We start from the raw sequence: 25,962 nt of genomic DNA on the forward strand, positions 1-25,962 counted from the left end.
ATGAAACCTATATATTTAGGAGTGTTTTTAGTGCTTTTGATGTCATGTAGTACATTTTATCAAGATCATGTAACACTTCTTGAAGCACCAGAATTTCAAAAACAGATTTCTGAATCGGATGCATTACAGTTAATAGATGTCAGAACGCTTAAAGAATTTAAAGAAGGAGCTATTACGGGGGCGGTAAATATGAATTTGAATGATGATGATTTTCAGAAGCAACTTGCCACGCTCGATAAAGAAAAACCTGTGTATGTATATTGTAGAACGGGTATACGAAGTAAAGACGCAACTATTATAATGGCCGAAAATGGGTTCGAAGAAATTTATGAGCTATCGGGTGGTTATAGGAGTTATAAAAAAGATTAATGATTATTAAAACCGGAGTTATTTCCGGTTTTTTTATATTTATTATAAAATTGTTAACGTTATTTTGTGGATAATCCCCGTACCTTCGGTCTTAAACCAGAAAACTAATTAGTATGAGCTTTATAGAAGATATTGTTATTCCTGGAGAGAAGGGACGTATTTTTTTAACGAGTGTAGATAAAACGGAAGACCTCATGAGCATTAAGAGTGCTATTGAAAAAATTGAAGGGATAACAGAGGTGTCTGTTAATATAGCTGTTTTTCCAACTGAATTTCACATTGTTGTAGATGTAGTGGTAGATGTAAACGAGATTGGGGAAGTTGTGAATGAACTAGGATTTCACCTGTTGCCTAAATCAAATTTGTAAATAACGTTGTAGATGATGATTTAAGTCATCTTTTTAGGAAGAAAAAAGAAGTACTTTCGATATTAGAAAGTTTTTTATAAAAGTATTGCGTTTGTAAACAGTTTAAAAAATAAAGTTGTAATTTTTTTTAATGCTGTTTTTAAGATTGAATAGGGAGCCGCCATGGCTCCCTGTTTGTTTTATAATTTATGATATCTCAAACGATTTTAAAATAGCTCCTCCATTATTAATGAGGTCTTGTTTTGCATTTTCAAAATCTTCTTCCGAGATGGCTCTGGTAGCATCTTCTATCAAATAGCTTTTAAATCCTTCTCTAATAGCATCTTTAGTCGAGAAATAGACACAAAAATCTGCCGCTAGTCCGGTAAAGTATAATTCGGTGACTCCTTTATCTTTTAGGTAGCCTGTGAGTCCGGTTGATTTTAAATGCGCATTATCATAAAACCCACTATAACTATCAATTTCTGGGTTGGTTCCTTTTCTAAAAATGGCTTCTATCTTAGCGGTATGTAAGTCTTTATGAAATTCAGCCCCTTCGGTATTTTGTACACAATGCACCGGCCATAATATTTGTTCAATACCGTTAAGATCAATGGTGTCAAATACGTTATGTTCTTCATGTTGCGATACAAAACTTGCATGGTTTTCTGGATGCCAGTCTTGCGTAGCTACAACCAGATCAAACTTTTTTTGAAGTTCATTAATCACCGGAATTACTTCATACCCATGGGGTACCGCAAGATTCCCACCCGGAATAAAATCATTTTGAACATCTATAATTACAAGAGCTTTCAATTTTTGTCGGTTTTATATAGAGCAATTAGCATATCTCTTTCTTTTTTAAGTAAGGAGCTAATCCCTACTTTGTAAATGTGCGGATTGTCAAATCGTTTGTATTCAGTAAGTAAATGACTTAAACGTTCTTTACTGTAGGCTGCTATCTCGTTTAATGAATAATCAGGAATCGTTTTTTTACCGTTTTCCATAACTGGGGTCAGTAAGGGTTCTTGTTTGTAAGCACCTACTTCTAATTGTTTATAAGGTTCATAAGGGTGGTGCATTAAGTCTACCTTTTCTTCTGTATGAATAGCAATAGCATCCGCACCAATAAACTTACCGTTTTCATCATTCATGCGGTACACCTGCTTACGATATGGTAAGGTGGTTTTAATTAGACTCTCCGATATTTTAATACGTGGTTTGCCCGAAGAATACGCAAGCTTATACACACCATCTAAGGCGCCGTTTGGTTTTCCAATCACCAGATTGGTACCTACTCCGTAGATGTCTATAGGGGCTTCCTGTTCTTTTAAACTTTTAATAACAAACTCATCTAACTGATTAGATACGGCAATTTTTACATACGCTAACCCTGCGGCATCTAATAGTTTTCTACATTGTTTAGCGTAGTAGGCAAGGTCGCCACTGTCTAATCGAATTGCCAATAGTTGCTGTCCTTTGGTTTCCATTTCTTTGGCAACAGTAATAGCATTCGGGATACCGCTTTTTAAGGTATTGTAGGTATCTACTAGCAATACACATTTTTTAGGGCGACACTCAGCAAAATCACGGAATGCCTCTAATTCTGTGTCATAACTTTGTACAAAGGAGTGTGCCATAGTACCCGAGATAGGAATGTTATAATCTCTTCCTACAATAACGTTACTTGTGCCATGAAAACCACCAATCATTGCAGCTTTACTAGCAAAATAACCACCAGGACCTTGGGCTCTTCGCAATCCAAAATCTAAAAGCGTTTTATCTTTAGCCACCATAGCAACTCTACTAGCTTTGGTAGCAATTAAGGTTTGAAAGTTTAATAGGTTCAGCAGAATAGTTTCAATAATCTGCGCCTCAACCATAGAGGCTTCTACCTGTAAAATAGGCTGCGTTTGAAAAACAACATCTCCCTCCTGAACCGAATAAATAGTTCCTGAAAATTTAAACGTACGTAAGTATGCTAAAAAATCAGGTTCAAAATCGTACTGAGTTAAATACTCAATGTCTTCTTTACTAAAGGTTAAGGTTTCAATAGTTTTAAGCAAATCCCCTAATCCTGCAAAAATTGCGTAGCCTCCGTTATATGGTATTTTTCTAAAGTAGTAATCAAAAATTGCCAGCTCGTCTTTTTTACCTTTCTTAAAGTAAACTTGAGCCATACTTAACTGATACATATCAGTATAGGTAGCGGTAAAGTTGAACATAGTATACTGTTTGTACAAATTTAGCAATTACCAGAGTCAAGAATGCTAAAGTTGTATTAAAAAATTTGATGAGGGGTAGTGGTGAGGATGTTTATTTATTATGTACTGATTAGAGGAATTTAAAGAGGAAGATTAGCTTTCAATAAAATGGTATTTTTCAATTCAAAGTCTTCAAATTTTTTCTAGGTGTAAGGTTCATGGTTAAAAAGCAGTAGTATGCGATGCTTGGTAAATACGAAAAAGGAACCCTTCTTAGCTGTTGAACATAAAAAGGAGAGTAGTAAAAAATAAGTATGACCTTGTATGCTTTCATGGCTGTTGTATCTTTTATGCGATAATCGAGATTAAATGTTTCGTGGGCTTACCCCGAAGTAGTTTACTTAAACCTTACAATAGCCAGAGGTAGAGATGAAAACCTAATGGTAGCAAATAAACGTTTAGTGTATAAATAAAAAAGTTTTATACTTACTAAAACCAATTATAAATTAGGCAGAATAGTAACCTGTGTTACATAGGTTAGGCAGGTAAAACTGTACCTTTATAAAAAAAGGAAAAAATGCGTTTAAGTGTATTAGTACTCATGGTTTTACTAGTAGCTTCTTGTGAAACCACACCCGAAAAAAAAGATGTGAAGAAGGATGTATCTACGACGTACGATCCGGCGGAAGCAAAACAATTGCTTACCCAGAATTGTTATGTGTGCCATAGTCCTACCGCACCTGAGGGCTCAGGTCGTATTGCACCACCTATGGTTGCCATTAAAGCTCATTATCTTACCGATGATATGAGCAAGGAAGAATTTGTAAATAGCATTTTACATTTTGTAAATAACCCAACTGAGGCTAACTCAAAAATGAGAGGCGCTGTTAGAAAGTTTGGGGTAATGCCAAATCAGAAGTATCCGGAAGAAACCTTGCGTAAAATTTCGGAGTATATGTACGACTACCAAATAGAAGAACCAACATGGTTTAAAGACCATTATCAGGAAAAAGGGTTTGGTAAATACCATCAACGTGGGAGGCGGCTGCCAGATGCGGGGAAACCTATGAGTTATAAAGAAGAAGGATTATCGTATGCACTAGGCACCAAAAAAGTACTGGGTAAAAATCTTATGGGTAAAATACAGTCGGAAGGAGTAGAAGCTGCACTCACATTTTGTAACGTTAAAGCTATGCCATTGACCGATAGTATGGCTACCAAGTACAATGCCACCATAAAAAGAGTATCTGATAAAAACAGAAATACTGAAAACAAAGCAAACACAAAAGAGGTAGCATATATAACTCAGTTTAAAGAAGTATTGAAAAGTGGAGCTGAAGCCCAACCCATTATTGATGAGGAAGGAGATGTGGTGCACTTTTATTATCCTATTGTAACCAATTCAATGTGTTTAAAATGTCATGGAACCCCTAGAGATATAGCGCCTAAAATACAAAGGAAGTTGGCAGAGTTATACCCTGATGATAAAGCCGTTGGGTATAGTGAAAATGAAGTAAGAGGTATTTGGAGCATTACGTTTGATAAGAATTAGTAAATGAAGGAATTTTGGAATGAGCGTTACCAGGCAGAGGCGTTTGCTTATGGTATAGCACCAAATGATTTTTTTAAAGAGAAATTAGTTGAAATACCTGCCGGTGGCAGTGTGTTATTTGCTGCAGAGGGCGAAGGGCGGAATGCCGTATATGCAGCAACACAAGGCTATAAAGGAAGTGCTTTTGATATGAGTGTTTCTGGTAAAGAAAAGGCGCTTATGTTGGCCGAAAAGCAAGGAGTGTCTATAGACTATCAGGTAGCAGATTTGGAATCGGTTCACTACGATACAGAAAGTTTTGATGCCTTGGTTCTTATATATTCGCATTTTCCTGCTGAAATTAGAGCAGCCGGACTTGAAAAATTGTGTTCGTATGTAAAACCTGGTGGAAAACTCATTTTTGAGTGCTTTGCGAAAGAACAATTTGGAAGAACTTCTGGCGGACCTAAAAATAGCGAGATGTTATTTTCTATAGCGGAAGTAAAACAACTATTTCCTGAGTTGGAATTTAACATTTTAGAGCAATGTGAGATTACTTTAAACGAGGGGCTTTACCATCGGGGTGAAGGTTCCGTTGTTAGATTTGTAGCCTCTAAATTATCTAAATAATTGATACCTACTTATGTTTGAATGACATTGGATTCATTCATTTTAGAAAGAGCTGCACTAAGTACAGCTCTTTTTTTACTCAATAATTGAGATTAAATGCTCCGAAGACTTTATCCGAGTTAGTTTACTATTAGAATTTGTATTGTACAAATGCTGTAAAGTTTCTTCCCGGTTCTGTAATAGGTGTACCATTGGTAACTCCGGTTTGGCTTTTAAACGCAAAGTTCAAATGGTTGTGATACGTTTCGTCTAATAGATTTAATACTGCAACACCTAACGTTAACTTAGGAATAGGTTTATATCCCATTTTAATATCTAAGGTCTCATAGTTGGCAGTTGTGATTTCGCCAAAGCTATAAGCTAGTTCGTGCTGGGTAGCAGTAATATTGTAACGAACATTTAACCAATATTTTTCTTTTTCAATACCCGTAGAAAGTCTTAGTTGAAAAGGGGGAACTAAAGGTAACGACTCATCAAAATCTTTATTTTTGGCATATATATATGCCGCCTCTGTTTTAAAAAAGTAATGGTTTGCAAAAGTTAACTCTGCGGCTACTTCTGCTCCGGTTTTATAGGCATTATTAATATTAGTAAAAACCTTGGCATTGGTACCGTAATCGGCATCAATAATGGCAGAGATATAGTTGTTTAATATTGAGTAGTACACAGAGCTCTCTAGGTGTAACTTATCAAAAAATCCATTAAACGATTTTACTCCATTTACGCCAACCTCAAATTGGTCGTTGGTTTCCGCTTTTAGATTTGGGTTACCGGTATACGTATAGCTATCTTGGCCTACATTAAACTGATAAATGTAACGTTCAATCATATTAGCAGAACGCACTCCGTGTCCGTAGGCAAATTCTAAATACCAATTGGGTGTTAATATCTGTTTAAGTGAGGTAGTTCCGCTTACATTGTGTTCGGTACGGTAAGCAGGGGAGTACAAAGCGGTAAATCCATCTTCAGGATTGTTGATATCAGAGGTAACATGGTCGTATCTTATGCCAAGCGTAAGTAAGCTTTTGGTAGCTACATTCCATTTAGCTTCTGTAAAGATGCCCATGTCGTTAATATAAGAATCCTGCCAAATAGAATTTACCTTGGTAATAGGAGTGTCTAATATAGTCCCATTTTGCATTTTAATAACACGAGTTTTTGTTCCGTCTCTGTCAATATGCAAATAATCGGCACCACTGTACATTTTTAAGTGGGTAATCGGCTTCCATAGTACTTCTATTTTACCTCCTGTTGTAGTAGCATCTACCAATGCTTCGGCATTCATCATGGCAAAGGTACTACGTTTATGGTTGGTCATTAAATGATCTACATAACTGTAGTACGATTTCACCTGAATGTACTCAACCTTATCAGTATTTGGTTGCCATTTATAATCAAGGGTAGCAACACTGCTATTATCGTAATCGGTGTCCATAGGTAACCCAGCATGTAACACATCTCTACCAAAGGCCTGTTTCCATCCAGCAACCATACGTTGATTGTGAGCCATGTTATAACCCAATTTAAAACCATAATTGGTGCTTTTAAAAGCAGATGGAATTTCTACGTCGTCACCATCTTCATAGTTGTCATAGTTTCGGTATCCAAAATGACTGGATACGTCAAACTTATTAGTAATGTATTTTAGTTGTGTCATACCTACATAAGCGTTTCCGTTGGTTTCGTAACCCGAAGCAACCGAACCGTGAAATCCTTTTTCTAAGGAGGTAGGATCATGAGTTACCAAGTTTACAATACCTCCGAAAGAAGCCCCGTATCTAACGCTATAAGGGCCTTTAATAATTTCAATACGTTCAATAGTTTCAGGTGCCACATGAGACGTAATAGGATCCATTCGGTTGGGGCAGGCATTCATTACTTTAACACCACCATCGTATTGTACATTTAGCTGCTCATATTGTGAAGCTCTAAAACTTGGATCTACTGCGTAGTTTCCTCTTTTAATAATAGAGAAACCGTTGAGGTTACTAAACATATCGGCCACATTTTTAGGCTGTACAATTTGTTCAGAATAATTGTTAGAGACAGTGTGTAATACAGGATCGGTAGTCGGATTCCCTGTTACAATAACCTCTTCTATATGTATAATACTATCTTTAGTAATTGTTTTCTCTTCTGTTTTTTGCGCATAGGCAACGGGTAGTAGCAACAAGTATGCTACCAATAAATATATTGATTTCATTGAATAGTAAATAAGTTATATCAATACTTAAAACACTATTTTTTAAGCATCAAAAAAAATGTAATATGTATAATGTTGTAATTATAATATTCCATTAGGTGGATGAAAAATGCATTGTGCATTTTGGTAAGAATAAGAATTTCTATAAGCAGTTTCCTGTATAGAGATGGGTTTATGAAAAGGAAACTGATATGTTGTTTTTGTAGGTAAACAATAGGTCAATTCTCGGGTTAACTCAATCTTTGGTTCATTTTGAGAGTTGGTATCGGAACTTTTAGTTACTTTTTTTAATTGACATTTACCATCGCAATGCATTTTGGGTTTGTCTTTATTTTCACAAAAACGTTCAATAAATCCTTTGGGGTCAATGGTGTAGTAACTAAATACAATAGTAGGGCGTACAATATAAAATATCATTGTAGATAATGCTAGTATTGCGATAATGGAACGCCCTAATTTCATAAATGCAAAATTAGGAATCTTAACAGTAACCAAAGGTAATCTTTGTTACATTTTTGGTACTTTTACTGCATGTAACCTAGGTTGCAAAAAGAGGAATTTATATATAGTACATTTGGCTAATACTTCACACAGATAATTTCATTTATTATGGAAGACATGCTTTTTTATGACCGGATTCAATTTGCCTTCACAATAACATTCCATTATTTATTTCCTCAGTTGACCATGGGGTTATCTTTAATGATTGTATGGTTTAAGTGGAAGTTTTTGAGATCTAACGACGAGAAATACAACGACGCGGCAAAATTTTGGATGAAGATATTTGCGTTGAATTTTGCAATGGGAGTTGTTACAGGAATTCCAATGGAATTTCAGTTTGGAACAAACTGGGCTAAATTTTCTGAACTTACTGGAGGTATTATAGGGCAAACGCTGGCAATGGAAGGGATGTTCTCGTTCTTTTTAGAGTCGTCCTTCTTGGGATTGTTTTTGTTCGGAGAAAAATTATTAGGACATAAATTACACTTTGTAACAGGATTCTTAGTCTTTTTGGGCTCTTGGGCAAGTGGGTTTTTAATTATAGCAACCCATTCATGGATGCAGTATCCGGTAGGGTATGAAATCTTGGATAATGGGAAATTTGTATTGACTAATTTTGGCGCATTGTTCTCTAATCCTTGGTTATGGCCTTCTTTCCTACATAATCAAATGGCTTCTATTGTTACTAGCTCTTTTGTAGTAGCGGCTTTTGGAGCCTTTTATCTATTAAACAATAAACATAAAGAGTTTGGGAAGTTGTTTGTAAAAACTGGGGTAGTTTTTGGTGTAATTTCTTCTATTTTGGTAGCGTTTCCAACAGGAGATTTAACGGCTAAAAATGTGGTTAAGCATCAGCCTGTAACTTTTGCTGCTATGGAAGGTATTTTTGAAACCGAAGAAGGAGGTTCTGAGATTGTATTGATAGGACAACCTAATATTCAGGATAAGAAACTAGATAACAAAATTGCAGTGCCTAATTTCTTAAGCTTTCTTACGTATCAACAATGGGATGCTGAGGTTAAAGGGTTAAATGAGTTTAATCAAGAAGATTACCCAACCAATATACCTGGCTTGTATTATGGATATCACATTATGGTAGGTTTAGGGACTATATTTATTGGATTAATGCTGTTAGCGTCTTTCTTAATGTGGCGCAAGAAACTGTTTAAAACACAATGGGTACTTTGGATATTGATGTTTATGCTGCCTTTCCCTTATATAGCAAATACAATGGGATGGTATACGGCAGAATTAGGGAGACAACCTTGGCTGGTTTATAATTTATTAAGAACAACAGAAGGAGCTTCACCAACGGTGTCTTCAGGTAATACACTTTTCACCTTACTTGGGTTTGTTGGGTTGTATTTACTATTGGGTATGTTGTTTTTAATATTAGTAGGTAAAATTGTTAACAAGGGTCCACACCCTGCAAAATAAGAGCTATGGAGTTATTTTGGTATGTTGTTTTAATGTTTATGTTGGCCATGTACGTAGTTTTAGATGGCTATGATTTTGGAGCCGGAATTATTCATTTGTTCTTTGGTAAAAAAGAAGAAGATAAAAAGGCAATTGTAAACGCTATAGGACCCTTTTGGGATGCCAATGAAGTTTGGATTATAGCAGCAGGAGGGGTGTTGTTTTTTGCCTTTCCAACCTTATATGCCTCTTCTTTTAGTGGGTTTTATCTACCTTTAATAATGATTTTATGGCTACTTATTTTTAGAGCTATAGGACTAGAATTACGAGGGCAGGTGCATAACCCAATATGGGAAAAAATATGGGATAAAGCTTTTGGTGTTGCTAGCTTATTATTAGCGTTATTTTTTGGTATTGCTTTAGGGAATGTAGTTAGAGGTGTAAACTTAGGAATGGTAGAAAACGGGGTGTCTGCTTACGAAGCCCATTATTTCTTTTTACCCTTATGGAATCCTACGTTTAACCCTATGGCGCAGCATCAAGGAATTATAGATTGGTTTACTATTCTGTTAGGTATTATAGCCGTTGTTATTTTAACGATGCATGGTGCTAACTGGGTAATCTTTAAAACAAATTCATCTTTAAATGAACGCTTAAAGAAACTTGTTTTCCGATTGAATTTTGTGCTACTCGGATTAATAGTTATTTCCGTTTCGGTATGGCATATTATAGATCCGTATCCGTTTTGGAATTTTATTGAAGAACCATGGTTATTCATATTTCCATTAATTATGCTAACAGGTTTATTCGGAATGTTTAAAGTAAGAACCTTTAAAAAGGATATTTACGGGTTTTTATTTTCAAGTTTGTTTTTGTTCGGAGGATTTGCTTCTACAGCAGCATCTATTTTTCCGGAATTGCTTCCATCTACAAATGAGGTAAACCCGTCTTTAACTATTTACAATGTGGCAGCAGATGAGTATGGTTTAGGAGTTGGAGTAAGTTGGTTTATTGTTGCGGCTATATTGGTGGTTGTTTATTTTGTAATACAACACAAAGTGTTTAAAGGTAAAATGGATGATATTGGTTATGGAGAACATTAAAAAACTAAGGTGCAAATGTTGCTGAACCTAAAAATAAACAGCGATATTTTTAAGTTGTAATTTAAAAGTATTTCTGTACGATAAAATTATTTATTGGTTATAGAGAGGCTGTCTGTGAGGATAGCCTCTTTTTTGTATCCTATGTTACTAACCTACGTAACATGAGTTACTTAAAATGTAGTGTAGCCAGATTATCTTTGAGGAAACAAATCAAATAATATGGCAACAGTTGTAGTATTGGGCGCTGGTATAGCGGGGCACACTGCTGCTTCTCACTTGAGAAGAAAGTTGGGAAAGGAGCACAAGATTGTAGTGGTTTCTCCTAACAGTAATTACCAATGGGTGCCTTCTAATATATGGGTTGGAATAGGAAGAATGAAGTCTGATGATGTTATTTTTCCATTAGCCCCCTTATACAAAAAGAAAGGAATAGATTTTAAACAGGCGAAGGCTGTGTCTTTTCATCCTGAAGGAGATATAGAAGAAACTAAACCGTATGTGTTAATAGAGTATGTATTGGGAGATGCTAAAGGACAACAAGAAAAGGCTACCTATGATTATTTAATTAATGCAACGGGACCTAAGTTAGCTTTTGACCAAACAGAGGGTTTATTACCAGGAACTAATAAAACGTTTTCGGTTTGTACCTATGGACATGCATCACATGCTTCGGAGGCTTTACATAAACTGATTGCCGAAATGAAAGCTTCTCCTGATAAAAAGATAAAGATAGTTATTGGCACAGGGCATCCTAAGGCTACTTGTCAGGGTGCTGCATTTGAATATATCCTAAATGTTGAACGAGAACTTCAAAAGTTTAAAGTACGAGACCAGGCAGAAATTGTGTGGCTTTCTAATGAATACAAATTAGGAGACTTTGGTATGGATGGTATGTTGCTTACCTATGATGGTATGTACATAAGGTCTCACGAACTGGTAGAAATGATTTTTGAAGATCGTGGTATTAAATGGATTTTGGGAGCGGGTGCAACCAAAGTAGAAGATGGTTTGGTGCACTATGAAACGTTGGATGGAAAAAAAGGAACAGAAACCTATGATTTTGGTATGTTGATACCGGCTTTTTCAGGTCATGGTTTTAAAGCTTATGATAAACAAGGAGCAGATGTGACAGATAAATTGTTTAAAGGATTCATGATTGTAGATGCCGATTATACCCTTAAACCTTACGAAGAATGGAAGGTTGAAGATTGGCCTGAAACATATCAGAATCCTTCTTATAAAAATATTTTTGCACCGGGTATTGCTTTTGCCCCCCCGCATAGTATTTCTAAACCGCGTAAGAGTACTACAGGAATGGATATATTTCCATCGCCACCAAGAACAGGTATGCCATCGGGGATTACGGCAAAATTGGTAGCCGATAATATAATAGATACCATTGAAAGTGGTAAAGAGTCTTTAACCCATAAAGGATCGTTGGGTAATATGGGAGCTGCTTGTATTGCTTCTGCCGGGTTTGGAAATACCAAGGGTAGTGGAGTTAGTATTACTACCTTCCCTATTGTACCTGATTATGAAAAATATCCAGACTCAGACGGTAGACATATAGATAAGACATTTGGTGATATTGGTTTGGCCGGACATTGGGTGAAATTGGCATTGCATTATGCCTTCTTGTACAAAGCAAAAATGAAACCTTTTTGGTGGTTAATACCCGAATAATGAGCATTAAACTTAAGTAGTATGGCAAAGCGATTATCAAAAGCAAAAAAAGCACGGATGCACAATCCGATACTTCAACTTTGGAAGTTTATTTATTTAAATCTAAAAATAATGAAAATAGTTACTGGAGGGCATGGTGGTACCCGAAAAGTATAAGGTTATATCTTGATTCGTTTTTTTATTTTATGTATGGTTGTATTTATAAAAGCTCCCTACTTTATAGGGGAGCTTTTTATGTATCTAATGTTACACAAGCCAGTAACAACGGTTACTGACTCACATGCATGAAGCTTCTATTTTTGTGAAAGAATTTAGAATAGAAGCAAATGAAATACATAGCAAGTTTATTTTTAGTTGGATTATTGTTCAATATCGGATATGGACAAGACACCTTGTCTATATCCGGAACAATGATTAAAGAAAAACTGAGGTTAGAAAACCTACAGTTAAAAATTTCAGAAAAGAACTATGAAGGAGCGAAAGCCAATTATCAGCAATCAAACTCCTTATTCCTTCCTTCAGTGTCGATATCACATACCGCAGTCTTTACAAACAATCCTTTAATGGCATTTGGCTCTAAACTAAATCAGGAAATTTTAACGCAGAACGATTTTAATCCTGCTTTATTAAATGATCCTGATGAGGTTCAAAATTATGCCACTAAAGTTGAGGTCTTACAACCCCTTATAAATGTAGATGGTATATATGCAAGAAAAGCAGCTAAGGCTAAAATGAGTGCTTTTGAAATGCAAAGTGGCCGCACGCAAGAATATCTGGAATTTGAGGGGACGAAAGCATATATGCAATTACAAGTTGCTTACAAAGCGGTAGCAGTGTTAGAGAAGGCTAAGAAAACAGCAGATGCCAATTTAAAATTAATTACTGATTATTATAACCAAGGGTTAGTAAAGCAAACCGATGTGTTAAGCGTTAAGGTACGTGTAAACGAAGTTGCTAATCAGTTGCAATATGCAAAAAGTAATGTACAGAACGCTTCTGATTATTTAGCCTTTTTAATGGGGGAAGATGGTAACGGAGTGTACAAACCAGAACAAGATTTAGAAGAAGCAATAGATGTTGAAATTCCAGCTAATACCGTGCCAGAAAGTAGAAAGGATATTCAAGCAATGGAACTCTCTACAGATGCTTATAGAAGCATGATGCAATCGGGTAACATGAGTTTGTTGCCACGTTTGAATGCTTTTGGAAGCTACGAATTATATGACGATGAGATTTTCCAAACAGGTGCAAAAGGATACACTTTTGGGGCACAGTTATCATGGGATGTTTTTGATGGGTATAAATCTTTAGCGAAAGCGAAGAAAGCAAAATTAGATTACCAGAAGGCTACCTTAGAAATGGAACAATACAAGGCTAAAAGCCAGTTAGAATTAAATAAAACGTCAAGACAACTAACCGATGCCGAAAATAATGTGTATTTATCTGAAGAAGCGTTAGCGCAAAGTAAAGAAGCTTACAGAATACTTCATAACCGTTTTGAAGAAGGATTAGAAAAAACCACCGATTTGTTACATGCAGAAACTAAAATGTTTCAAAAAGAATTTGAATACTTACAATCGGTATTTCAATACAATACAACAAAATCATACATACAATTTTTAACTAAATAGAAAAGATGAGACAATTAACAATAATTATAGCAATAGTAGCTGTGTTACAACTTACGGTGAGTTGTGGAGGTGATGAAAAAAAGGCAATGGTTACCGATGTAACGCCAGTAAATGTAACCATTAGTGAAACTGTAAATTCAGAAGATGCCCCAAGCTTAGTTGCCAGTGGTAAAATTGAAGCTGAACAAAGTGCGAACTTAAGTACTAGAATGATGGGCTATGTGAACGATGTAAAAGTAAAAGTTGGAGATAAAGTAAGTAAAGGACAGTTATTAGTAAGCATTAATAATAGTGATTTAGTTGCAAAGAAAGCTCAGGCAGAGGCAGGAGTGTTACAAGCACAAGCAGGTTATGGTAATGCTGCTAAAGATTACAAGCGTTTTAAAACGCTTTTTGCACAAAACAGTGCTTCGCAGAAAGAATTAGACGATATGACTTCTCGTTATGAAATGGCAAAAGCTGGTTTAGAAGTAGCACAGCAAATGAAGAAAGAGGTAGTGGCTCAATTTACTTATACTAATATTTCTGCACCATTTTCTGGAGTAGTCACTAACAAGTTTGTAAAAGAAGGCGATATGGCCAATCCCGGAATGCCATTGGTGAGTATAGAATCACCATCTAAATTACAGGTTACTGCGATGGTTTCTGAATCTCAAATCGATAAAATAGAAACCGGAATGAAGGTGAAAGTAATGGTGAAATCTGTAGCGGCTATTTTAGGCGGAACCGTTTCTGAAGTAAGTATGTCTGCAAAAAATACAGGAGGTCAATTTTTAGTAAAAGTTGATATTACCGAAGCACCAGAGTCTATTTTACCTGGAATGTATGTAAACGTAAAATTTCCGGTAACAGAAGGTGCTAAAGCAGCAACAGTTTATGTGCCTAAAGAGGCACTAATTCAAAGAGGACAATTAACAGGTATTTATACCATAAGTAGCCAGCAAACAGCAGTGTTAAGATGGTTACGATTGGGTAAAACCTTTGGAGATAAGGTAGAAATACTTTCAGGATTATCTGCCGATGAGCAGTACATAGTAAAAGCAGAAGGGAAACTTTACAACGGAGTTAACGTAACTATTAAGTAAGACAATCATCTTTAAATTTAAGTAGTATGAAAGAAGGATTAGCAGGTAAAATAGCCAAAGGCTTTATGAATTCAAAGCTTACGGTACTTCTGATGATTGTATTTATGGTTATTGGAGTATACAGTTCGTTTTTGATTCCTAGAGAAGAAGAGCCGCAAATAGATGTTCCTATGGCAGATGTTTTTGTAGGATATCCAGGCGCAAGTCCAACAGAGGTAGAATCTCGGGTGATCAAGCCATTAGAAAAATTAATTTCAAACATTCCGGGAGTAGAGTATGTGTATTCTACTTCTATGAAAGAACAAGGAATGGTAATTGTACAGTTTTATGTAGGAGAAGATATTGAACGCTCTTTTGTAAAGCTGTATAATGAAATTAACAAGCACATGGATCAAATGCCTCAGGGAGTTACCATGCCATTGGTAAAAACCAGAGCTATTGACGACGTGCCTATGTTAGGATTAACTTTATGGAGTGAAAGTTATAGCGATTATCAGTTAAAACAAATTGCTCAGGAGCTTGACGAAGAGATAAAGAAAGTAAATGATGTTGCGGTTACACATGTAATTGGAGGAAGAAACCGTCAGGTAAGAGTAGTTTTAGATAAAGCAAAGTTAGCAGAAAGTAACCTAGACTTTTTGTCGGTTGCTGAAATGATTAAGGCGAATAACCAGCAAATGAGTTCGGGTAGTTTTATTAAGAACGATAGTGAGTTTTTGGTAAACACAGGAGAGTTTTTACAATCAGCAGAAGAGGTTGGTAACCTTGTAGTGGGTGTTTATAAAAATGCACCTATCTATTTAAAACAAGTTGCAACAGTTAGCGATGGTCCTGAATTACCAAAAGAATATGTAGCTCTTGGTTTTGGACAAGCAAGCGAAAAAGTATCTAAATACAGGTCTGAGTACCCTGCGGTAACCATTTCGGTTGCCAAAAGAAAAGGAGCCGATGCTATGAAAATTTCGGAGGTAATTATCGACAAGGTAGCACATTTAGAAAAAACATTGATTCCTGATGATGTTCATGTAGAGATAACCAGAAACTATGGAGAAACGGCTTCTCAAAAAGTGTCAGAATTATTAATGCACTTAATTGGGGCTATTGTAGCTGTAACGTTTGTAGTAATGTTAGCCATGGGATGGCGCGGTGGTCTGGTAGTATTTTTATCGGTGCCAATTACGTTTGCTCTAACCTTGTTAAGCTACTATATGTTAGATTATACGCTTAACAGAATTACCTTATTTGCGTTAGTATTTGTAACTGGTATAGTTGTAGATGACTCTATTATTATTGCCGAAAACATGCATAGGCATTTTAAGATGAAGCGATTGCCCTTTAAACAGGCTGCTTTGTATGCAATTAATGAGGTAGGTAACCCAACTATTTTGGCTACCTTCACAGTAATTGCATCGGTTTTACCAATGGCGTTTGTTAGTGGTTTAATGGGACCATATATGTCGCCAATGCCTATTGGAGCTTCTATAGCAATGTTGTTATCTCTTTTTGTAGCGTTAACTATTACTCCTTATTTAGGATATATTTTCCTTAGAGAAAAGGATAAAAAAGGGAAAAATGGAGAGGTTAAGGAAACAAAAAAAATGGAGGATTCAACCATCTATAAGCTATATGCGAAATTTGAAACTCCATTAATTGAAAGTAAGGTAAAACGTTGGACATTTTTAGGAATCACTTTTGCTTTGTTAATAGCTTCTATAGCTATGTTCTTTACCAAATCGGTGGCAGTTAAAATGTTGCCATTTGATAACAAGAACGAGTTTCAGGTGGTAATAGATATGCCTGAAGGATCGACCCTTGAACGTACCAATCTTGTAGCTAAAGAGATTTCTCAATACATAGCAACCAGACCAGAGGTGGTTAACTATCAGAGTTATGTGGGTACAGCATCACCAATTACTTTTAACGGGTTGGTTCGTCACTACGATATGAGAATGGGAAGTAGTGTTGCAGATATTCAGGTAAACCTTACCGATAAGCACGATAGAAGCGAGCAGAGTCATGATATAGCAAAAGATTTCCGTCCGGAAATTCAGAAAATTGCTAAGAAATACAATGCGAATGTGAAAATTGTAGAGGTACCACCAGGACCACCGGTGCTATCTACTATTGTAGCCGAAGTATATGGTCCTGATTATGACAAGCAAATTGAAGTAGCGTCTAAGGTAGATAGTATTTTAAATGCTACACCGGATGTGGTAGATGTTGATTGGAGAGTGGAAGATCCACAACCTGAATATGAATTTGTGGTAGATAAAGAAAAAGCTATGTTGTACGGGGTAGCTCCACAACAAATAGTGTATACCATGAATATGGCGTTATCTGAAAGACCTGTAACGGTTTTATATGATGAGAATTCGGTAGACCAGGTTGGGGTGTTGTTAGCACTAGATGAAAAGGAAAAAGCCGGAGTTGATGATATTTTACAATTAAAAGTAAAATCGTCTCAAAATACCATGGTGCCGTTATCTGATTTAGTGGCTGTGCAAGAACATGTAAGAGCTAAGAGTATTTATAGAAAAAATCAGAAAAGAGTGGTATATGTAATGGCTGATATGGCCGGGGAATTAGAAAGTCCTGTGTATGCAATTCTTGGGATGACAGATAAATTAAATACCATTAAACTTCCTGAAGGGTATACCATGAATGAGTTGTACATGGAACAACCAGAGTTTGAAGATAACTATACTGTGAAATGGGATGGTGAATGGCAAATTACATTAGAGGTATTCCGTGACTTAGGGATGGCATTTGCTGGAGTAATTGTAATTATCTATATGTTAATAGTAGGTTGGTTCCAAAACTTTAAAGCACCGATAGTAATGATGGTAGCTATACCATTATCTATGGTAGGTATTGTAATAGGTCACTGGATGTTAGGAGCTTTCTTTACCGCAACATCATTTATTGGTATGATTGCTTTAGCTGGTATTATGGTGCGTAACTCGGTACTGTTAATTGACTTTGTGAATTTGAGGTTGGCAGAGGGTATTCCGTTAAAACAAGCGGTTATTGAAGCTGGAGCAGTACGTACAACACCAATTCTATTAACCGCAGGTACGGTGGTAATTGGTGCCTTTGTAATATTATTTGACCCAATTTTTCAGGGGTTAGCGATCTCTTTAATGGGTGGAACCATTGCTTCTACGGTATTAACCTTATTGGTAGTGCCTTTAGTATATTATTTAATTGAAAGAAAAAACTACAAGTAAGATGAAACTATTAATTATTACCGCTGTTTCTGAATTTGAGACAGATATTAAGTTATTATTGAAAAAGTCTGAGGTACAGGTGTTTTCTTGTCAGGAAGTAACAGGGTATAAAGATGTAACCGATACCGATATTGAAGGAAACTGGTTTGCAGGAGAGATGATAAGTACAAACTCAATTTTGTGTTATGCATTTGTAACAGCAGAAAATGTAAATGATGTGATTGCAAATATTGATGAGTTTAATAATAAACAAGATTTTTTAAGCAAGGTACATGTAGCCGAAGTTGCTATTGAACGAACAAATACTTTTATATAATGAAAAATAGGATAGTTAGAGGAATAGCCGGTAGTTTTATATTAATTAGCTTATTATTGGCTATTTACGTTAATCAAAATTGGCTTTGGTTTACTGCTTTTGTAGGAGCAAATTTATTACAGTCGTCATTAACAAAATGGTGTTTAATGGATGATATTTTAACAAAGGTATTCAAAATAAAAGATTAGTTTTATTCTAAATTCACTCTCTTTGAGAGGTTTAGGGCTCTGAGTTGCTTTCTCATAGCCTTACTAATTATATTCCTTTTTTAATAGGGGTAAGATACCTCATAGATAAATTGTACCTAGAATTTCCATAGCTTAATTTATACGCTTATTTTAGCCCCTTAAATTTATAGCTATGGATTTTCTTTTTAACCCCTGGCCATGGTATGTTTCGGGTTTTTTAATAGCCCTTACATTGTTGGTTTTATTGTTGTTAGGTAAACGTTTTGGGATGTCTTCTAATCTTAGAACGCTTTGTGCCATTTGTGGAGCAGGCAAGAAAACCCCTTTTTTTAATTTTGACTGGAAGTCAGAAAGTTGGAACCTGATTGTAGTTGTTGGAGCTATAATGGGTGGGTACATTGGGGCTCATTTTCTATCAGACGGTAGTATGCCGGAAATAAGTGAAGCTACAAAAGTATCTTTAGAACAACTTCATATCTCTGAACAAAATACATACTTACCTAAAGAGCTTTTCTCTATAGAAAGTTTTTCAGATTATAAAACAATATTGGTACTCTTAATTGGAGGGCTATTAATAGGTTTTGGTACACGTTATGCAGGCGGATGTACTTCTGGGCATGCAATATCTGGATTAAGTAACTTACAGTTACCATCATTAATTGCGGTAATAGGCTTTTTTATAGGAGGTCTTATAATGGTACATGTATTATTCCCTTTAATATTCTAAACATATGAAAAAGTTAATATTATTAGTTGTAGGTATTGTTTTTGGTATTATTATGTATAAGTCGGAAGCAGCATCATGGTTTAGAATTTATGAGATGTTTCGTTTTGAATCGTTTCATATGTATGGAATTATTGGAACGGCGCTGTTTTTTGGAATTATTTTCACTCAGTTAGTCAAGAAGTTTAAAGTCAAGTCTTTTGATGGAGAGCCTATTGTGATTCCTAATAAAAAAGCAACAAGATATAACTATATTTTGGGAGGAACCATTTTTGGATTAGGATGGGCTTTAGTTGGCGCTTGTCCGGGGCCTATATTTGTAATGATAGGAGCTGGTTTTTTACCTATGCTTATTGTATTGGCAGGAGCTATTTTAGGAACCTATTTATATGGAGTTTTAAAAGATAAGTTACCTCATTAAAACGTAAATAACGGTTCTTTATAATCCCACAGTATTTTTATAAATATACCTAGGTATACAATACTTAGTACAAATTTTATAAAGGTAGATGCCAAAAATCCTAAGAAAGACCCAAAAGCAGCTTTGGCTGCTTTACTAGGGTGCGATTTGTTTAGCATTTCCCCAATAAATGCGCCTGCAAAAGGGCCAATGATAAATCCGAATGGGATTGGAGAAAGTAGCCCCACTAGTAACCCTATGCTAGTTCCGATAACGCCCCATTTACTCCCTCCAAAACGTTTGGTTCCGTAAGCCGGAATGGTATAGTCTAGTACTGTAATTATAATAGCTATAACAAGTGTAACTATAAGTACCCACCAATTGGTTCCAATTGTTTTGGTAAGATATAGAAATAAGATTCCTAACCAACTTAAAGGAGGCCCTGGTAGAACAGGTAATAAACTCCCTATAATTCCTAGAAGTAAACAGCTGAATCCTATTAAAAGCATTAAAATATCCACGTGTTAAAGTCGCATTAATGGTTAGTATTTATAAAATTTTGTAAGTTTAGGTTACCAAAGCCTATGAGGTTATGGTATAATAATATATAAAACTCTTATTCTATATTCTATTTGTCTTCATGTGTTTTAATACGTTACAGGCACAGAATGATTCTCTAAAAAAGTTGCTTTAGAAAAACAAGTGCCTAAATTAAAAACTATCGATAATCTTAAAAAGAAATTGAAAAGTTATGTGTTTTGTCTACATCATATCTTGTGAAAGGGTCTTTTAAAGATAGCTTGTTTTTTGTGTATGCTTGGCAAGATGGTTTCTTGTCATCACAAATAGCAAAGGCTACTTCAAAGCGTATTAGAGCAATGTCAAAGACAAGTATAGTCTCTATTAATAATAAAATAACTTGGTAAATGGAGCCGTTATTAATTCGCAATTATGTCAAAATATTAAAGATGTATGCAATGCACACGGAATAGAAATGCCATGCTTACTAAATGCTTTGTGAGCTTGCCCCTAAGTAGTTTACCGGAAGATTATTCTAACCCCAATATTAATATGAAAATTAAAAAGTATAAGGGGTGGATTCGTTATCTGATGAGTTCGTTGATTTTTTCATAAACCAAGTGAGTTTCCCATCCTCTATATAAAAGATAATCAGCCAGTTTCTTTTTACGTTTTAGAAAGTTTGTTTCTTTTATTTGAAGGTTGCGCTTTTCTGCTAATTCATGAAAGGAGCTTAAATACTCATGCTCAGGAATTTCTTTTAAAGCTACTTTTATTAGAAAGGGTGATATGTCACGTTGTTTTAATTCTAGAGTAATACGTTTTTTACCCCATTTTTTGTATCTAAATTTTCCCCTTGCGAAGCTTTTGGCAAAACGTTCTTCATTGAGGAATTTATCTTCAATTAAGGCTCCTATAATATGGTCAATTGCCTCGGGTATCATATACATGCCCTTTAGTTTCTCATGAACTTCTTTATGACATCTATCTTGATAAGCACAGTAGCGTTGCATTTTTGTCAAAGCTTCAGTAACAGTATAGGTTTTCTTAGGATCCATAATTGCATAATTACTAAAACTAATTAGGATTTCACTTAATAATGCATACAAAATTAAACGCCCTTAAATCTAAGGGCGTTTATATGCTAGTTTTATGCTCTTTAATTATTTGTTGGAGGTACCGATGCAGCTAGGAATATTAAGTTTTTCCTCATCGGCCATTTTCTCCCATGTTCTATGTTTTTAGAATCTGTTCTACAAATTAGAATACAATATTTAAAAAAAATCCGTGAATTTTAAAGCTCACGGATTCTGATTGTTATTTAGATAACTCTGTAAAATATTTATAGAAGTAAGGAATAGTTTCGATTCCTTTTAAATAATTCCAAATACCAAAATGCTCGTTAGGAGAGTGGATGGCATCAGAATCTAATCCGAATCCCATTAAAATTGTTTTGCTTTCTAATTCTTTTTCGAATAGAGCAACGATAGGAATACTACCTCCACTACGTTGAGGTATTGGAGTTTTACTAAACGTTTTTTCATAGGCCTTTGACGCAGCTTGGTATCCAATACTTTCAATTGGAGTAACATAGGCCTGCCCTCCATGATGAGGAGTTACTTTTACTGTTACGGCTTCTGGAGCAAGACTTTCGAAGTGTTTCTTAAATAAAGTTGTTATTTCTTTCCAATCTTGATCAGGAACCAAACGCATTGATATTTTTGCATGTGCTTTGCTGGCAATAACGGTTTTAGCACCTTCCCCTATATATCCTCCCCAAATTCCGTTTACATCAAGGGTGGGTCTAATCGAGTTTCTTTCGTTTGTACTATATCCTTTCTCACCGTATACATCTTTAATATTTAAGGCATTTTTATATGCGTCTAAAGAGAACGGAGCTTCTGCCATAGCCGCTCTTTCCTCTATGGATAATTCTTCTACTTTGTCATAAAAACCTGGTATAGTAATATGATTGTTTTCATCATGTAATGAAGCAATCATTTTAGTAAGAATATTAATAGGGTTAGCTACAGCACCACCATACAATCCACTATGTAAATCTCTGTTAGGTCCGGTTACTTCAACTTCTACATAACTTAAACCTCTTAGTCCTGTAGTAATAGAAGGAGTGTCATTAGCAATCATTCCAGTATCAGAAATAAGTATTACATCATTTTTTAGTTTGTCGTGATTTCTTTCTACAAACCATCCTAAATTAGCACTACCTACTTCTTCTTCACCTTCAATCATGAATTTTACATTACACGGTAAACAGTTGTTTTTTATCATAAACTCAACTGCTTTCACGTGCATGTACATTTGTCCTTTATCATCACAAGCACCTCTTGCAAAGATGGCGCCTTCAGGGTGTAATTCGGTTTTTTTAATGATGGGTTCAAACGGATCAGAAGTCCATAAGCTTACAGGGTCTGGTGGTTGTACATCGTAATGTCCATAAACTAAAACAGTTGGTAATTCAGGGTCAATTATTTTTTCGGCATACACAACAGGGTACCCTGGTGTTTCGCAAATTTCAACTAAATCGCATCCTGCTTCTTGAAGCTTTACTTCTATAGCTTTAGCAGTGTTCCAAACATCCTGTGAGTAGGCAGAATCGGCACTAACAGATGGTATTTTTAATAAGTCAATTAATTCATCAATAAATCTTGATTTGTGTTCCTTAATGTAGGAAGCTATGTTTTCCATTATGTATATTTTATTATATAAATTCAAAGTTACAAAAAAAGAGAAGTTTTTTGGGTTACTTGTTTGTATATTCAAAAAATGGCTTATATTTGCACCCACAATTACCAAAGCACGCGGGTGTGGTGAAATTGGTAGACACGCCAGACTTAGGATCTGGTGCCGAAAGGTGTGAAGGTTCGAGTCCTTTCACCCGCACAATAAAAAAGGGATGTTCATTTGAACATCCCTTTTTTATTTCTTGATTTTGTCTCGTTCTTAAAAGGGGTAAATAAGAGGAATAATAAAAGTTGAGATGGCCCAGAATAAGATGTTTAGAAGAGTCCCTACCTTAAGGAAATCTGTAAATTTATATTGCCCGGCACTATATACCATTGTATTTGTTTGGTATCCTATAGGAGTCATAAAACTAGCTGAAGCGGCAAATGTAATAGCCATTAAAAATGGGGCATAGTTTAAGCCAAGGGTTTGCGCAGTTGCAATAGCTATTGGGGCAAGTAGTGCTGCTGCTGCGTTGTTAGACATGATTTCTGTTAATATAGAGGTGGTTAAATATAGACCCGATATAACGGCGATAGGCCCCCATTTACCTAGGTGATTAGCAAGTAGGTCTGCAATATTTTTGTCGAGTCCTGTATTTTGCATTGCGGTGCCTAAACTAAGTGCTCCTGCCAAAAGAAAGACTACCTTCCAGTTGATAGATTCGTAGGCTTCTTTCATGTTTATGATGCCTAGTAATACCATGCAAATAACTCCGCCTATAGCTCCTACCATAATGTCTAAAATATTAAGAGTAGCTAATAGTATGATGGTAGACACTATGCTCACAACTGCATAGAACTTTTTACGATTGAAATCGGTCATTGCATCTTCAGATAAAACAACAAAAGGAGTGTCTTGTTCGCTTTCTTGTCTTTTTAATTCTTTTATGAAGTGGTTTTTAACTTCCACAAGCATTACATCACCAGCTTTTAGTTTGGCGCTATAGAGGTTGTCATGTTTTACCTCTTCTCGGTGCTTTATGGCAAGAGGGATTGCTCTAAACCTTCTTCTGAAGTCGATTTCTTTTAAAGTTTTACCGTCAAATTCAGAGTTGGAGGTAATCACCATTTCTACAAGTGTTGAATTTTTTCCTTGTAGATTGTCGTCGCCAATTTTAAAGCTTGAGTTAACCAGAACTTTAGCTCTGTCTTTTAATGATTTTATCTTTTGCATGTTGCACCTTACCTTCAAGATGTCGTGCTTGTGCAAAACAAAGTCTCCTGGAGGGAGGGTGAATTTGTTTCCGTTTCTTCGAATCTCTATAATATCCATTTCAAGTTCCTTTACCAAGGAAGATTCCATGATGGTTTTGTTTATAGCTTCAGGATTTTCGGTTAGCTCTATTTCTGTAATATAGTCTCTAATGCCAAACTTGTCTTGTAGGTTCTCATCATCTTTTCTGTCTGGTAGTATTTTGGTTCCAATGAATACCATGTATAAAATCCCTATAATGACAAAAACAAATCCCATGGGGGTCATTTGAAACATAGAGATAGCTTCTAAACCTTGTTTTTCAGCAATTCCGCTTACAAGAATGTTAGTGGATGTGCCTATTAGGGTACATGTTCCTCCGAATATGGATGCGAATGATAAAGGGATTAACATTTTTGAAGGGCTTTGCCCAGAGGAGTGCGCAATTTGTATAATAACAGGGATGAAAACAGCAACCACAGGGGTGTTGTTTATAAAAGCTGATATGGTAGCAATTAAAATCATCATTAGGATGATTCCTAGTTTAAAGTTGTATCTAAAAATATTAGATAATTTGTGTGCTACATATTGCATGGCTCCGGTTTTGAGAATTGCGGCGCTCAATACAAACATAAACGTTACAGTTATAGTAGCTTTATTGCTAAAACCATCTGCGCCTTGTTGAGGAGTTATAACGCCTGTTACTATAAGGGAGGTCATTATAATTAAAGCAACAAGGTCTATAGATACTACTTCGGTGACAAATAGTATAAGTGCCATAATGATAACGCAAATGGTTATAATAGCAGGTAGCGTCATAGGGTTCTTTTGTGTTTAAACTGTGGTTAAGTATTGACTAAAGCTATGAGTATAGTATATTAGTGAACCAAATGTATGGAAATGTTTTTTTTTGTGGAAATAATATTTATTGTCGAAAGAGTTATGTGTGTGTTTTTATGGTGTTTAAAATGGTTTAATTCAAGGATTATAGATTTGCTTAACTATTAAATAATGTTTTGAATATGTATAAATTAATAAATCATATTTAAAAATGTTAGATTTGTAAAAAAAAAGCGAAATTGGTAATAGAGGTTGAAATTTTCGACTTTTCAAGGTTTAATAGTTGGAAATACAATTTTTTTATCGGTATATTTGAACAAAATAAATATAGAGTTATAGCAAAATACTGTTTGGTTAAGAGCTTTCGGAGATTAGAAAAAATGAGTGTTGATGTTCTTCTTTATTTGTTTTTGTTGAAATAGCTTTCTTCTCTTATTTGGTGTGGTAAATGTCGAGATTGATTAAGAGTGTTTTAAAAATTGACAACTAGCATTTGATATATAAATAAATGTTTATGGAGCATATTATTCCGCATGATTATATAGTTACCAGAAAAGATAGGAATGGACGAAATGATCATTCTTCATTTGTGCTATGGTTTACAGGTTTATCAGGAAGTGGTAAGTCAACTATTGCGAATTTAGTAGAGAAGGAGTTGTTTTTTAAAGGTATTCAGGTCTTTTCTTTGGATGGAGATAATATTAGAGCGGGTATTAATAAAGGATTGACCTTTAGTGAGGGAGATCGTTATGAAAATTTGAGACGTATTGCCGAGATAGCAAAACTTTTTGTGGATTCGGGAGTAGTTGTTATAGCTGCATTTGTTTCTCCTTTGAAAAAAGATAGAGAGATGATTGAAGCAATTGTGGGTTCAGATGATTTTGTTGAGGTTTTTGTAGATACTTCTTTAGAAGAGTGTGAGCGTAGAGATGTAAAAGGTTTATATAAGAAAGCTAGGGCTGGAGAAATTAAAAATTTTACCGGTATATCTGCACCATACGAAGCGCCCGAAAATCCATTTTTAGAAATAAAAACAGAGGAAATGTCTGTCGAAGAGGCAGTTGAAAAAGTATTGGTTGATATTAATCAAAAATTAGCATTGAAGTAAA

The 25,962-nt window shown here is 35.4% G+C and carries 24 protein-coding genes and 1 tRNA gene; 17 read left to right on the plus strand and 8 right to left on the minus strand.

Going from position 1 to position 25,962, the window contains the following annotated elements; translation table 11 throughout:
• Both NBRC110019_RS02785 and NBRC110019_RS02790 read left to right on the plus strand, forming a co-directional pair.
• Positions 1–369 carry a rhodanese-like domain-containing protein gene (locus tag NBRC110019_RS02785; protein WP_281752123.1) on the plus strand — a complete coding sequence of 123 codons (369 nt, stop codon included), beginning with the start codon at positions 1–3 and terminating at the stop codon, positions 367–369.
• A 113-nt stretch (positions 370–482) separates the two neighbouring features.
• Positions 483–737: a heavy-metal-associated domain-containing protein gene (locus NBRC110019_RS02790; RefSeq protein WP_281752125.1), complete on the plus strand. Its 255-nt coding sequence runs from the start codon at positions 483–485 to the stop codon at positions 735–737.
• 186 nt (positions 738–923) lie between these two features.
• Here the strand turns inward: NBRC110019_RS02790 and pncA are convergent, their stop codons facing one another.
• Positions 924–1,532 carry a bifunctional nicotinamidase/pyrazinamidase gene (gene pncA, locus NBRC110019_RS02795; RefSeq protein ID WP_281752127.1) on the minus strand — a complete coding sequence of 203 codons (609 nt, stop codon included), beginning with the start codon at positions 1,530–1,532 and terminating at the stop codon, positions 924–926.
• Complete coding sequence (locus NBRC110019_RS02800; protein WP_281752128.1) at positions 1,529–2,941, minus strand: nicotinate phosphoribosyltransferase; 1,413 nt, start codon at positions 2,939–2,941, stop codon at positions 1,529–1,531. The genes pncA and NBRC110019_RS02800 overlap by 4 nt, the downstream gene beginning before the upstream one ends.
• A gap of 556 nt (positions 2,942–3,497) precedes the next feature.
• Between NBRC110019_RS02800 and NBRC110019_RS02805 the strand changes: the two genes are divergently transcribed.
• A complete protein-coding gene (locus NBRC110019_RS02805; protein ID WP_281752130.1) occupies positions 3,498–4,472 on the plus strand; it encodes a c-type heme family protein in 975 nt (324 codons plus the stop codon).
• Positions 4,473–4,475: 3 nt separating this feature from the next.
• Positions 4,476–5,081 (plus strand): class I SAM-dependent methyltransferase, encoded by a 606-nt coding sequence (locus NBRC110019_RS02810; RefSeq protein ID WP_281752132.1) that lies wholly within the window; start codon positions 4,476–4,478, stop codon positions 5,079–5,081.
• 130 nt (positions 5,082–5,211) lie between these two features.
• On the opposite strand, the gene NBRC110019_RS02815 is transcribed toward NBRC110019_RS02810, so the two are convergent.
• Together NBRC110019_RS02815 and NBRC110019_RS02820 are read right to left on the minus strand one after the other, a co-directional pair.
• Positions 5,212–7,284 carry a TonB-dependent receptor domain-containing protein gene (locus tag NBRC110019_RS02815; protein ID WP_281752134.1) on the minus strand — a complete coding sequence of 691 codons (2,073 nt, stop codon included), beginning with the start codon at positions 7,282–7,284 and terminating at the stop codon, positions 5,212–5,214.
• A gap of 81 nt (positions 7,285–7,365) precedes the next feature.
• Entirely contained in the window at positions 7,366–7,746 is a 381-nt protein-coding gene (locus tag NBRC110019_RS02820; protein WP_281752136.1) for a hypothetical protein, read from the minus strand.
• A gap of 147 nt (positions 7,747–7,893) precedes the next feature.
• Between NBRC110019_RS02820 and NBRC110019_RS02825 the strand changes: the two genes are divergently transcribed.
• The 11 genes from NBRC110019_RS02825 (at position 7,894) to NBRC110019_RS02875 (ending at position 19,579) form a co-directional block, all read left to right on the plus strand.
• A complete protein-coding gene (locus NBRC110019_RS02825; RefSeq protein ID WP_281752139.1) occupies positions 7,894–9,222 on the plus strand; it encodes a cytochrome ubiquinol oxidase subunit I in 1,329 nt (442 codons plus the stop codon).
• Positions 9,223–9,227: 5 nt separating this feature from the next.
• On the plus strand, positions 9,228–10,304 hold the full coding sequence (gene cydB / locus NBRC110019_RS02830; protein ID WP_281752141.1) for a cytochrome d ubiquinol oxidase subunit II: 1,077 nt from the start codon (positions 9,228–9,230) through the stop codon (positions 10,302–10,304).
• A gap of 219 nt (positions 10,305–10,523) precedes the next feature.
• Positions 10,524–11,987 carry an NAD(P)/FAD-dependent oxidoreductase gene (locus tag NBRC110019_RS02835; RefSeq protein WP_281752144.1) on the plus strand — a complete coding sequence of 488 codons (1,464 nt, stop codon included), beginning with the start codon at positions 10,524–10,526 and terminating at the stop codon, positions 11,985–11,987.
• 21 nt (positions 11,988–12,008) lie between these two features.
• A complete protein-coding gene (locus NBRC110019_RS02840) occupies positions 12,009–12,143 on the plus strand; it encodes a hypothetical protein (RefSeq protein WP_281752145.1) in 135 nt (44 codons plus the stop codon).
• A gap of 170 nt (positions 12,144–12,313) precedes the next feature.
• Positions 12,314–13,618 (plus strand): TolC family protein, encoded by a 1,305-nt coding sequence (locus NBRC110019_RS02845; protein ID WP_281752147.1) that lies wholly within the window; start codon positions 12,314–12,316, stop codon positions 13,616–13,618.
• A 5-nt stretch (positions 13,619–13,623) separates the two neighbouring features.
• Positions 13,624–14,703 (plus strand): efflux RND transporter periplasmic adaptor subunit, encoded by a 1,080-nt coding sequence (locus NBRC110019_RS02850; protein WP_281752149.1) that lies wholly within the window; start codon positions 13,624–13,626, stop codon positions 14,701–14,703.
• Positions 14,704–14,729: 26 nt separating this feature from the next.
• Positions 14,730–17,930, plus strand: a complete 3,201-nt coding sequence (locus NBRC110019_RS02855) for an efflux RND transporter permease subunit (protein WP_281752151.1) — start codon at positions 14,730–14,732, stop codon at positions 17,928–17,930.
• 1 nt (position 17,931) lies between these two features.
• Positions 17,932–18,246, plus strand: a complete 315-nt coding sequence (locus NBRC110019_RS02860; protein ID WP_281752154.1) for a hypothetical protein — start codon at positions 17,932–17,934, stop codon at positions 18,244–18,246.
• Positions 18,246–18,434 carry a YgaP family membrane protein gene (locus tag NBRC110019_RS02865; RefSeq protein WP_281752156.1) on the plus strand — a complete coding sequence of 63 codons (189 nt, stop codon included), beginning with the start codon at positions 18,246–18,248 and terminating at the stop codon, positions 18,432–18,434. The genes NBRC110019_RS02860 and NBRC110019_RS02865 overlap by 1 nt, the downstream gene beginning before the upstream one ends.
• A gap of 172 nt (positions 18,435–18,606) precedes the next feature.
• Positions 18,607–19,161 (plus strand): YeeE/YedE family protein, encoded by a 555-nt coding sequence (locus NBRC110019_RS02870; protein ID WP_281752158.1) that lies wholly within the window; start codon positions 18,607–18,609, stop codon positions 19,159–19,161.
• 4 nt (positions 19,162–19,165) lie between these two features.
• Positions 19,166–19,579: a DUF6691 family protein gene (locus NBRC110019_RS02875; RefSeq protein WP_281752160.1), complete on the plus strand. Its 414-nt coding sequence runs from the start codon at positions 19,166–19,168 to the stop codon at positions 19,577–19,579.
• On the opposite strand, the gene NBRC110019_RS02880 is transcribed toward NBRC110019_RS02875, so the two are convergent.
• The 3 genes from NBRC110019_RS02880 to NBRC110019_RS02890 all read right to left on the minus strand — a co-directional run bounded on the left by NBRC110019_RS02880 (position 19,576) and on the right by NBRC110019_RS02890 (position 22,783).
• Complete coding sequence (locus NBRC110019_RS02880) at positions 19,576–20,079, minus strand: DUF456 domain-containing protein (RefSeq protein WP_281752162.1); 504 nt, start codon at positions 20,077–20,079, stop codon at positions 19,576–19,578. The two genes, NBRC110019_RS02875 and NBRC110019_RS02880, sit on opposite strands and share 4 nt — an antisense overlap.
• A gap of 582 nt (positions 20,080–20,661) precedes the next feature.
• On the minus strand, positions 20,662–21,135 hold the full coding sequence (locus tag NBRC110019_RS02885; RefSeq protein WP_281752164.1) for a regulatory protein RecX: 474 nt from the start codon (positions 21,133–21,135) through the stop codon (positions 20,662–20,664).
• A 259-nt stretch (positions 21,136–21,394) separates the two neighbouring features.
• Positions 21,395–22,783, minus strand: coding sequence for a dipeptidase (locus NBRC110019_RS02890; RefSeq protein WP_281752166.1), 1,389 nt, complete (start codon positions 22,781–22,783; stop codon positions 21,395–21,397).
• Between the two features lie 113 nt (positions 22,784–22,896).
• Between NBRC110019_RS02890 and NBRC110019_RS02895 the strand changes: the two genes are divergently transcribed.
• Positions 22,897–22,978: transfer RNA gene (locus NBRC110019_RS02895), tRNA-Leu, on the plus strand.
• Positions 22,979–23,038: 60 nt separating this feature from the next.
• On the opposite strand, the gene NBRC110019_RS02900 is transcribed toward NBRC110019_RS02895, so the two are convergent.
• Positions 23,039–24,793 carry an SLC13 family permease gene (locus NBRC110019_RS02900; RefSeq protein WP_281752169.1) on the minus strand — a complete coding sequence of 585 codons (1,755 nt, stop codon included), beginning with the start codon at positions 24,791–24,793 and terminating at the stop codon, positions 23,039–23,041.
• Between the two features lie 574 nt (positions 24,794–25,367).
• Between NBRC110019_RS02900 and cysC the strand changes: the two genes are divergently transcribed.
• The gene (cysC, locus tag NBRC110019_RS02905) at positions 25,368–25,961 is read left to right on the plus strand and encodes an adenylyl-sulfate kinase (RefSeq protein ID WP_281752170.1); all 594 of its coding nucleotides are present in this window, start codon (positions 25,368–25,370) and stop codon (positions 25,959–25,961) included.
• The last annotated feature ends 1 nt before the right edge of the window (position 25,962 follow it).

The sequence above is a fragment of the Neptunitalea chrysea genome (assembly GCF_027924145.1).
Taxonomy (GTDB): Bacteria; Bacteroidota; Bacteroidia; order Flavobacteriales; family Flavobacteriaceae; genus Neptunitalea; species Neptunitalea chrysea.